Here is a 10,940-nt window from a genome sequence, read left to right on the forward strand (position 1 = left end):
TTACCACGTTTGCCAGCGGCTGATATGAGATAAAATAGCCGTAACCTCGGAGCGTTACGCATCCACCTTTTGTCGCGCAGGCAACAACACATGGTTAAACGAACAATTTCACATGGTTAAACGAATAATGTCCGCCAATAAATTGATCGATATGTATGCCGTCCATGTCTTTGTGACGATGGCCGAAGCAGGTAGCATGACCGCGGCAGCGACGCGTCTGGGCCTGACGCCCTCAGCCATTTCGCAAACGATCAGGCTTTTGGAGGACGATTTCGGCGTCATGCTGGTCAACCGGGCAAGACGTCCTTTTGTGTTAACGCCTTATGGCATTGCCTTAAAAAACCGCGGAGAAGTGCTGACCGAAGAGATCGCCAATCTGAAAGCGCAGGTGCTCGAAGCGGGAAAAGGGATAAAACCTGATCTGCGCATCGGTCTGGTTGACTCCTTTGCCATCACCTGTGGTTCGGTATTCACCAAACGTTTGTTGAAACGTTCATCGCAATTGCTGATCCGTACAGGATTAAGCCCACAGCAAGGCGAAGCGCTGATGCGGCGGGAACTGGATCTTATCGTCACCAGCGATCCCTTGATGGATACCGACAGCGTGGTGCGTTACCGCCTGTTTTCCGAAGGTTATTTTATTATTACGCCGCCGGAATATCGCAAACGGATCAAGACGATCGAAGATATTCGTGAATTGTCCGCCGCCTTACCGCTGGTGCGGTTCAATCGCAACTCGCAGATTGGCATGCAGATTGAGCGCTACCTGCGCAGGATAGATATTCGCGTTCCCAATATGCTCGAATTTGATAATGCGGATACCTTAACCTCTATGGTCGCGGCCGGGATCGGCTGGGCGGTCACCAGCCCCATCAGTTTCCTGCAATCGGAAATCCATGCCAGACAGGTTCTGACGCATATGCCGGAACAACTGAACATAAAACGTTCGCTTTATATCGTCGGACACCGTGACGAGTACAGTGCGTTCTTTGATGAAGCGTGTGACGTCACCCATGAAATCATCGAAACCGTTTTTATGCCCAAACTGCAAAACCTGCATCGGGGAATAGAAAAACTGGTATCGATTAATCCAGATGATAGGGAATAACCGTCAGCAATAACGTTAATAACAGGAGATGCGCCGGCCCTGACGGGAAATAATCAGAGCGGGTAAGCATTTAAGCAGGCCATTAAATTTAAATTAATTTTCAGGTCAATATTAAACCGTGACCTCGTGTACATCGTCAGAACAAAGGAATAAGACTTATGTCATCCCCGATCCGTATTGAAGAAGATCTGTTAGGCACCCGTGAAGTTCCCGCTGATGCGTATTATGGTATCCATACGCTGCGCGCCATTGAAAACTTTTATATCAGCAACCAGACCATCAGCGATATTCCAGAGTTTGTCCGCGCCATGGTGATGGTAAAAAAAGCGGCGGCGCTGGCGAATCGACAACTGCAAACCATTCCGCGCAACATTGCCGATGTCATTATTCAGGCCTGCGATGAAGTGCTGAATAACGGCAAATGTCTGGATCAGTTTCCTGTGGATGTCTATCAAGGGGGCGCAGGCACGTCGGTTAATATGAACACCAACGAGGTGCTGGCGAATATCGGTCTGGAATTGATGGGACATCAGAAAGGCGAATATCAGTACCTCAATCCAAACGACCATTTGAATAAATGTCAGTCCACCAATGACGCCTACCCCACCGGTTTCCGGCTGGCGGTGTACAGTTCCATACTGAAGCTGATGGAAGCGATCACCCAGTTGGGTAATGGGTTTGAGCGTAAGGCGCAGGAATTTGAAACGATCCTGAAAATGGGCCGCACCCAGTTGCAGGATGCGGTGCCGATGACGCTGGGCCAGGAATTTCACGCCTTCAACGTGCTGCTGAAAGAAGAGAACAAGAACCTGCTGCGTACCGCGGAACTGCTGTTGGAAGTAAATCTGGGCGCCACCGCCATCGGGACGCGCCTGAACACCCCGGATGAATATCAGCATCTGGCGGTACAGTTTCTGGCGCAAGTCAGCGGTTTGCCGTGCGTACCGGCTGAAGACCTGATCGAAGCAACCTCCGACTGCGGCGCCTACGTGATGGTGCACAGCGCGCTTAAGCGTGTCGCCGTAAAACTATCGAAAATCTGTCATGATCTGCGGTTGCTGTCTTCCGGTCCGCGCGCCGGTTTGAACGAAATCAATCTGCCGGAGTTGCAGGCTGGCTCTTCCATTATGCCGGCGAAGGTTAACCCGGTGGTGCCGGAAGTGGTCAATCAGGTGTGCTTCAAGGTTATTGGTAATGACACCTGCGTGACGATGGCGGCAGAAGCCGGTCAGCTACAGTTAAACGTGATGGAACCGGTGATTGGACAGGCGATGTTTGAATCCATCCAGATCCTGTCTAATGCGTGTTACAACCTGCTGGAAAAATGCGTTGATGGCATTACCGCCAACAAAGAAGTGTGTGAGGCGTATGTCTTCAACTCCATCGGTATCGTGACCTATCTGAACCCATTTATCGGCCACCATAATGGCGATATCGTCGGGAAAATCTGCGCTGAAACCGGCAAGAGCGTGCGTGAAGTGGTACTGGAGCGCGGCCTGCTGACGGAAGCGGAACTGGATGATATTTTCTCTATCCAAAACCTGATGCATCCGGCCTACAAAGCCAAACGCTACACCGACGAAGCAGAATCCGTGTAATCGCCTTCCGCTTCATTACCACTCAGGCACAGGGGCAGACGCATCCTGTGCCTTCACTCATTAACCTCCACTGATTAGCCTTCACTTCTGCTGTTTTCAGCCCATGTTCCATGACAGGGCAGCGGCGCAATATTGCGGTGCGCCGGCAACTGACACATCTACAACACCTAACTGGCTCTGTTCAGATGATAAATTGTATTCATACAGTAAAAAACGCCGTCACTATAATGATAATGACGAAAATATAAGAGGATATTATGGGAAATATTCAATCTTGCCGCGGCAAATGGTTATGCCTTATTCAAGCTGATAACTAACGGCAAGAAAATGAATTTAATCAGAGCATGAGAGGCGTAATGAAAATACAAAACAGGATTATTTAACAATATATTCCACCCTGATCGGGATGATTATATTCAGTCTCATGAGGGTTTAATTCACGCCTGACTTTTTTAAACCAAACGGGCCGAACCGTCCTATTCAGAAATCTACGCTGACCTTGCCGATAAACGCGTCAATTAACAGGAAACCACCATGCTGAAATATACTCTATCTTCCCGTAAATTTATGCTCGCCAGCGCCATTGGCGCGTTAACGCTTTATGGTTCTCTGGCACAGGCATCCACGTTGCGTATTGCCATGACAGCCGCCGATATTCCACTCACGCTGGGACAACCGGATCAGGGGTTTGAAGGCAACCGCTTTACCGGGATCCCTTTATATGATGCGTTGGTTGAATGGGATCTCTCTCAGGGAGAAAAACCAAGCGGTCTGGTGCCCGGTCTTGCCAGTGAATGGCATATTGATCCCGCCAATCAAAGCCGGTGGATCTTCAAACTGCGTCAAGGCGTAAAATTTCATGACGGCTCGGCGGTGAATGCCGACGCCATCGTCTGGAATGTGGCGAAGGTGCTGGATAAAACGGCGCCGCAGTACGCGCCGGGGCAAATCGGTAATACTCTTTCACGTATGCCAACCCTGAAAAGCGCTGAGAAAATTGATGATTACACCGTCGCGTTGACCACCACCGAACCCGATGCCCTGCTGCCCTATAACCTCACCAATCTGTTTATTGTTTCTCCGGTCGCCTGGCAAAAAATGTACGATGCGGTGCCAACTTCGGTAAGCGATGTCGCCGAACGCAGCCAGCGCGCCTGGACCGACTTTGCCGCCCACGCCGTGGGAAGCGGCCCGTTCGAACTGGAAAAACTGGTTCCGCGTCAACAACTCATCCTGAAAAAAAATCCCCATTACTGGAACAAAGATCGCATTCCGCGCGTTGATAAAGTGGTGCTGATCCCGCTTCCTGAAGCGAATGCCCGTACCGCCGCGCTCCTGTCGAAACAGGTGGACTGGATTGAAGCCCCGGCCCCTGACGCGGTTGATCAAATCAAATCTCAGGGCTTTAAGATTTATGCCAATACGCAGCCGCACCTCTGGCCGTGGCAGTTCTCTTTCCTGGAAGGTTCGCCGTGGAAGGACATTCGCGTACGCAAGGCCGCCAACCTGTGTCTGAACCGCAGCGAGTTAAAAAGCTATCTCGGCGGATACATGAAGGAAGCCACCGGCGTCTACGAGAGCGACAACCCGTGGTACGGCAAGCCGTCATTCCAGATTAAATACGACCCGGATACCGCACGCAAACTGATGACTGAAGCCGGTTATAGCGCCGGTAAACCGCTGCGCGTCACGGTGGCGACATCCGCATCCGGCTCCGGGCAGATGCAACCGCTGCCAATGAACGAATATATTCAGCAAAGCCTGAAAAGCTGTTTCTTCAATGTGGACATCAAAGTCAACGAATGGAACACGCTGTTCACCAACTGGCGTTTAGGCGCGAAAGATCCCGCCTCACAAGGGGTGGATGCCATCAACGTGAGCGCCGCCGTCGCGGACCCATATTTCGGCATGATTCGTTTCTCAACCGCCAAAGCGTTTCCGCCGGTTGCCACCAACTGGGGTTACTTCTCCACGCCGGAAACCGAAAGACTCGCCAACAAGGTGAAACATGCTTTTACCCCGGCGGAGATGGATAGCGCGACGGCGGAGTTGCATGAAGCCGTGATGAATGAGGTGCCGTTCCTGTTTGTGGCGCATGACGTTGGACCGCGCGCCATTTCACCGGCGGTAACCGGCGTGGTGCAACCGCAAAGCTGGTTCATCGATCTGGCGTTGGTCAGCAAAAAAGAGTAACCGACGATCACGGAGGGAGCATGCTCACCACCCTTTTTTACCGTATTTTACTGGCGATCCCCACGATGCTTGGCGTGGCCGTAGTCTGCTTTCTGCTGGTGCAGATAGCGCCCGGCGATCCGCTGGTATCAGTGATGCCGCCAGATGCCTCCGAATCGCTGCGCCAATCGCTGATGCAGGCTTACGGCTTCGACAAACCGCTGCCGATCCAGTTTCTGCATTGGCTGTGGCGAGCAATGCAGGGCGATTTGGGCATGTCGGTCGCAACCGGGCGGCCCGTCATTTCCGAAGTCATGACCGCAGTGACCTATTCTCTGCGTCTGGCGCTGCTGGCCACCAGCATCGGCTTTCTGCTCGGCAGTCTGTTTGGGTTTGTCGCGGGCTATTTCCGTAACAGCATGATTGATCGCCTGGCTTCGCTGTTATCGGTATTTGGCGTCAGCGTGCCGCATTACTGGTTGGGAATGCTGCTGGTTATCGTTTTCTGCGTGAAGTTCGCCTTGTTGCCCGCCACTGGCGGCGGGCCGATTGGCGAAACCGCCTGGAGGTGGGATTGGGCGCATTTGCAATTTATGTTGCTGCCCGCCATCACCTTGTCGGTGATCCCAACTGGCATCATCGCCCGTACCGTGCGTTCGCAGGTGGCCGATATTTTAAGTCAGGAGTTCATCATCGGATTGCGGGCCAGGGGATTAACTGAATGCCGTATTTTTCTGCATGTGGTGAAAAATGCCGCGCCCACCGCGCTGGCGGTGATGGGGTTGCAGGTAGGTTACCTGATGGGCGGCTCCATTCTGGTAGAGACGGTGTTCTCCTGGCCCGGTACGGGCCTGCTGTTGAACACCGCCATTTTTCAACGCGATTTGCCGTTACTGCAAGGCACCATCTGGGTACTGGCGTTGTTCTTTGTGTTGCTCAATCTGCTGGTAGACGTATTGCAGACCGCACTCGACCCGCGCATTAAAAGGAGCTAACCATGGTGGATGTTATCCCGCCCAAACAACTGGCCCCGCCTGCCAGCCGGGGCTATTGGATCAGCGTGTTGCTCCGTTTGCTACGTGACCCGACAGGCGTGGTAGTGGGCGTAATTATCCTGTTCCTGCTGTTGCTGGCGATATTCGGCCCGTGGCTGATAGTGAAAGATCCGTACCAGACATCCATGTTTATGCGGCTTAAACCCATTGGCACGCAGGGGTTCGTGCTGGGTTCCGACGAACTGGGACGCGACATGCTTTCAAGGCTGATCCTGGGCACTCGCCTGTCGCTGTTCATGGGGATTGTTCCGGTGGTATTCGCTTTCTTTATTGGCGGCACGATAGGCATTATCGCAGGCTATGCGGGCGGATGGGTAAACTCGCTCATTATGCGCACCATCGATATTTTCTACGCTTTTCCTTCCGTGCTGCTGGCGATAGCGTTATCCGGCGCGATGGGGGCTGGCGTGGGGAACGCCTTGCTTTCTCTGACGCTGGTTTTTGTTCCGCAGGTGGCGCGTATTGCCGAAAGCGTCACCGCCCAGATAAGGCACATGGACTATATCGATGCGGCGCGCGCCACTGGCGCCGGCGCCTTCACGATTATTCGCGTACAGGTACTGGGTAATGTGCTGGGGCCGGTGTTTGTCTTCTCCACCGGGCTTATCTCGGTATGCATGATCCTTGCCTCCGGGCTCTCGTTTCTCGGCTTAGGGGTTCGTCCCCCGGAGCCGGAGTGGGGCCTGATGCTCAACACCTTGCGCACCGCAATCTATACCCAACCCTGGGTGGCGGCCTTGCCGGGACTGATGATATTCATCACCTCCATCTCCTTTAACATTCTTGCGGATCGTTTACGCGCCGCAATGTCGATCAAGGAGTAACCGATGCAACCCTTTGAGAATATCGATGTGGGCGGCCCCGCGCAGCCGCTGCTTAAAGTAAATCAACTGCGGAAGTATTTCCCGGTACGCAACGGCAAACAGCGGGCCGTCGTGCAGGCGGTGGATGACGTCAGTTTTGAGGTCAAAAAAGGCGAAACGCTGGGCGTGGTGGGCGAGTCCGGTTGCGGAAAATCCACCACGGCGCGCCTGCTAATGCAACTGCTCGCTCAGGACAGCGGCGAACTGATTTTTGATGGTATTGGCGTAGGATCTTCCCGCTTGCCGATGAAAGCGTACCGCCGTCAGGTACAGATGGTGTTTCAGGACAGCTACGCCTCGCTCAACCCGCGGATGACCATGCAAGAGAGCATCGCTTTCGGCCAGCGCGTACATGGCATCGATGCGGCGCAGGCTGAGGTGTATGCGCATTATCTGCTGGCGCATGTGGGGCTTGAACCGGCGCGTTTCGCCCATCGTTATCCCCACGAGTTATCCGGCGGTCAGCGTCAGCGCGTGAATATTGCCCGTGCGCTGGCGATGAAACCCCGGCTGGTTATTCTGGACGAAGCCGTGTCAGCGCTGGATAAATCCGTCGAGGCGCAGGTGTTGCAACTACTGCTGGATTTGAAGCGCGAGCTCGATCTCACCTATGTGTTTATCAGCCATGACCTGCATGTGGTGCGCTATCTCTCGGATCGCATACTGGTGATGTATCTCGGCGAAGTGGTGGAAATTGGCCCGGCAGAAAACCTGTTTACCGATGCGAAACATCCTTACACCCAGGCGCTGCTGCACTCGATGCCCTCCATGGACCCGGAAAATCGCACCCTAACCTCACCGCTTTACGGCGACCCGCCCAGCCCGATTTCACCACCAACAGGTTGCCGTTTTCATACCCGTTGCCCACAAGCGAAAGCCGTTTGCACGCAGGTGAAACCGCAACTCCTGACGGTTGGCGAAAACCACAGCAGCCGGTGTCTGATGGCGCAACCGGACTCACTCTGGCATACCGGCGATATTGCGATTCAGGAGGTAAACCATGTCGTATGAACCCCTGGTAAAACTTGACGATTTACATGTCCGTTTCCGCCGGGACAAACAGACCATCGAAGCGGTGAACGGCGTATCTTTCGAGGTGAAGCGCGGGGAAGTCATGGCATTGATCGGTGAATCCGGCTCCGGCAAAAGCGTGACGCTGCGCGCCATCATGCGGCTTCATCCGCCGCGGCACACCACCATGAGCGGCTCGATTACGGTCGGGGGCGAAGATGTGTTAACGATGTCTTCCCCGGCGCTGCAACGTTTTCGTGGGGCAAAAACCGCGATGATTTTTCAGGAACCGCTGCTGGCGTTCGACCCGGTATACACCGTCGGGCAGCAGATTATTGAAGGGCTGCGCCGCCATGAAAAGCTATCGTACCAAGATGCCCGCCAGCGAGCGCTGGAAGCGCTGCGCCAGGTTCGAATCCCCAGCCCGGAACAGCGTCTGGATGCCTATCCCCATGAAATGTCCGGTGGGATGCGTCAGCGGGCGATGATCGCCCTGGCCCTCTCCTGCCAGCCTTCGTTATTGCTGGCTGATGAACCGACCACCGCGCTGGACGCCACCGTACAAATTCAGATCCTGATCCTGCTCCGGGAACAGCAACAGGCGCTTGGACTATCGATCATCTTCGTGACACACGATATTGGCGCCGCGGTCGAAATTGCCGATCGTGTGGCGGTCATGTACGCCGGACGGATTGTGGAAGAGGCTTCTCTGCGTGAGATTATGTCCCATCCGCGTCATCCCTATACGCAGGTTCTGCTCGGCAGCCGTCCGCAAGGCGGCCTGAAAAAAGGCGATGTGCTGCATTGTATTCCGGGCTCGCCGCCGGATCTCTCGCAACTACCGCCCGGCTGCGCATTCGCGCCACGTTGCCCGCACGCAACCCAGGTATGCAGCCAGTCGGCGCCGGTCATTGAAACAGTGGCGGAGCGCCACGGGGTCAGTTGTCATCACTGGCGCTCATTACCATTGCCTGCATCCGCTGTAGCCTGACTTTTCTGCCTCGCCATGTTGCCGCCAGGCTCACATTTGTTGCAATTGCGCCATCAGCGTCTCCACGCCTGGCGCAATATTCTCCGGCGCGATGGCGTGAAAACCCATCCTGAAAAAATTCTCCGGCGGCACATCGTCAAGAAAATGACGCGCGCCGGGCTCAATCAACACGCCCGCATGGGCCGCACGCCAGGTCAGATTCTGCGTATTGATTCTTGACGGGGTTTGCAACCAAAACGCGTTGGCATGTTCGCTGCCGGCAATCGTCTGACATTCCGGCAAATACCGATTCAGCGCCTTGCTAAGGCTCTCCCAGCGGCGCGCGGAATCATCATGATAACGACGCAGGTGGGTTTCGTAATATCCCTGCGCCAGAAAATGCGCCATCTGATACTGAATATTGGCTGGCGGATGGCGATACATCAAACGGCGCAAAGCCCGCGCCTCATCGATCAGTTCCGGGTCCGCCACCATAAAACCAAGGCGCAGACCGGGAGAAAGCGCTTTCGACAGACTGCTGATGTAAATTACCCGCCCATTACGGTCGCTCGCTTTTAACGCGGGCGGCGGGTTACCGGTAAAATTACTTTCCGAATCATAATCATCTTCGATAATGACCGCATCCTGCTGCACAGCGTGCCTGAGAAGCTGGCTACGACGCGACGGACTCAGGGTGACGCCAGTCGGCACCTGATGGCCCGGCGTCACATAGTAGTAATCACAACGCTGAGACTCATCAATCACAATGCCTTGTTCATCCACCGCATGGGGAACAATATCCACCTCGTTCAACATAAACGTATTGATGGCCTCGCGAAAACCGGGGTTTTCCACCCCCACGCGGCTCTCTGTGGACAACAGCAAACGGGTCAATAAATAAAGCGCATTCTGGGAACCGAGCGTAATCAGGATCTCATCCGGCCCGGCGACAATGCCGCGTTTAGGCAACACGCGGGTACGGATTTGCTCAATCAGCATCGGCACATCCTGATCAACATGATCCACCACCCAACACTGGTCACGCATACCGCTGTTAAGCCAGTTTGATGTGGCGCGCCACTGACTCACCGGAAACTGACGGGTATCCGGCTGACCGTAAATAAATGGATAGCGGTAATTCATCCAGCGAGCAGGCTTGAGGATAGCCGACGCTTCACTGGGGGTCATTTTCAGCCGATTGTTCCATTGCGGGGCGTTGACGCGATCTTGCGGTGCATCAGGAGGGGCCAGATAATCCCGCTGCTGATAATCGGGATGCAAAAAGTAGCCGCTACGCGGACGACTGACCAGATACCCTTCGTGCACCAGCCCTTCAAAAACCAGCGCCGTGGTATTACGTGACACATTTAACTGCGCGGCCAGTTGACGGCATGAAGGGAGCGGCTCATTAGCCGGAAAAACGCCAGCCAGAATAGCATCCATCAATGATTCACGGAGTTGTTCCTGCAATCCGCGTTGCTTGTCAAACTCCACATGCAAGTAATGACGATTCATTCGCAGCCCTCTTCGTAAAAACCACGACGAATAGCCTGCAAATGCCGTACCACACCGCACCAGAAGCTGAATTGCGGACAGTCGATTTTCCCCGCTATTGGAGCAGCAGAGTGCCAATTGAACAACAGGGTGCCAACAGTGCAAAAAGGGAAACGGCGTAAAGTTCCAGGCGGAGTGGTGCTGGAACAGTTAACGGCGATATACACATGGGTCGACAGTGTAGATATAATTTTTTAATTCAATTTTTAAGAAAATTATAGATTGTTATTTTTATTAAAAAATAGCTTAAATATAATTTCCATATTTAAAATGTTACTAAAACAGGTGTACTTACACTGATGTTAATGGACGATTATGGGCATAAAAAAGCTACCCTGAGGTGGCTTGATTTTCATACTATGGTGCGAAGGCCGGACTCGAAAAAAAACTAAATTTATTGTTTTTTATACAAAAAATTAAAAAACATTTATAAAAAGACCACCAAAATGACCCCCAACAGAAGTTAACAATACGCGCTAGAACCTCAGAAAGCAGAGATCCCAGCACAGATTTGAAAATTAATATCTTCCACTCCCCCTCTGGCAGGATAGTTGACACCCCATACTGAAAATCTCTATGGGGGCAACGGAGCCTGTTATGAAACGCTAT

Annotated in this window: 8 protein-coding genes; 7 read left to right on the plus strand and 1 reads right to left on the minus strand. The window is 53.4% G+C overall.

The features are described 5' to 3' along the window. Positions 1-112 precede the first annotated feature (112 nt). From NC856_RS15095 to NC856_RS15125, 7 genes are all read left to right on the plus strand, one after another. On the plus strand, positions 113-1,108 hold the full coding sequence (locus NC856_RS15095; protein WP_264091270.1) for a LysR family transcriptional regulator: 996 nt from the start codon (positions 113-115) through the stop codon (positions 1,106-1,108). Positions 1,109-1,266: 158 nt separating this feature from the next. Further along, positions 1,267-2,706, plus strand: a complete 1,440-nt coding sequence (gene aspA / locus NC856_RS15100; RefSeq protein ID WP_264091271.1) for an aspartate ammonia-lyase — start codon at positions 1,267-1,269, stop codon at positions 2,704-2,706. A 534-nt stretch (positions 2,707-3,240) separates the two neighbouring features. Next, positions 3,241-4,899 (plus strand): ABC transporter substrate-binding protein, encoded by a 1,659-nt coding sequence (locus NC856_RS15105; protein ID WP_264091272.1) that lies wholly within the window; start codon positions 3,241-3,243, stop codon positions 4,897-4,899. A gap of 20 nt (positions 4,900-4,919) precedes the next feature. Beyond that, on the plus strand, positions 4,920-5,873 hold the full coding sequence (locus NC856_RS15110) for an ABC transporter permease (RefSeq protein ID WP_264091273.1): 954 nt from the start codon (positions 4,920-4,922) through the stop codon (positions 5,871-5,873). 2 nt (positions 5,874-5,875) lie between these two features. After that, on the plus strand, positions 5,876-6,757 hold the full coding sequence (locus NC856_RS15115) for an ABC transporter permease (RefSeq protein ID WP_264091274.1): 882 nt from the start codon (positions 5,876-5,878) through the stop codon (positions 6,755-6,757). 3 nt (positions 6,758-6,760) lie between these two features. Beyond that, entirely contained in the window at positions 6,761-7,807 is a 1,047-nt protein-coding gene (locus NC856_RS15120) for an ABC transporter ATP-binding protein (protein ID WP_264091275.1), read from the plus strand. Then, a complete protein-coding gene (locus NC856_RS15125; protein WP_264091276.1) occupies positions 7,797-8,798 on the plus strand; it encodes an ABC transporter ATP-binding protein in 1,002 nt (333 codons plus the stop codon). The genes NC856_RS15120 and NC856_RS15125 overlap by 11 nt, the downstream gene beginning before the upstream one ends. A 30-nt stretch (positions 8,799-8,828) precedes the next feature. Here the strand turns inward: NC856_RS15125 and pdxR are convergent, their stop codons facing one another. Continuing rightward, the gene (gene pdxR, locus NC856_RS15130; RefSeq protein ID WP_264091277.1) at positions 8,829-10,292 is read right to left on the minus strand and encodes a MocR-like pyridoxine biosynthesis transcription factor PdxR; all 1,464 of its coding nucleotides are present in this window, start codon (positions 10,290-10,292) and stop codon (positions 8,829-8,831) included. Positions 10,293-10,940: the final 648 nt, after the last annotated feature.

The sequence above is a fragment of the Brenneria izbisi genome, from assembly GCF_025840185.1.
GTDB lineage: Bacteria > Pseudomonadota > Gammaproteobacteria > Enterobacterales > Enterobacteriaceae > Brenneria > Brenneria izbisi.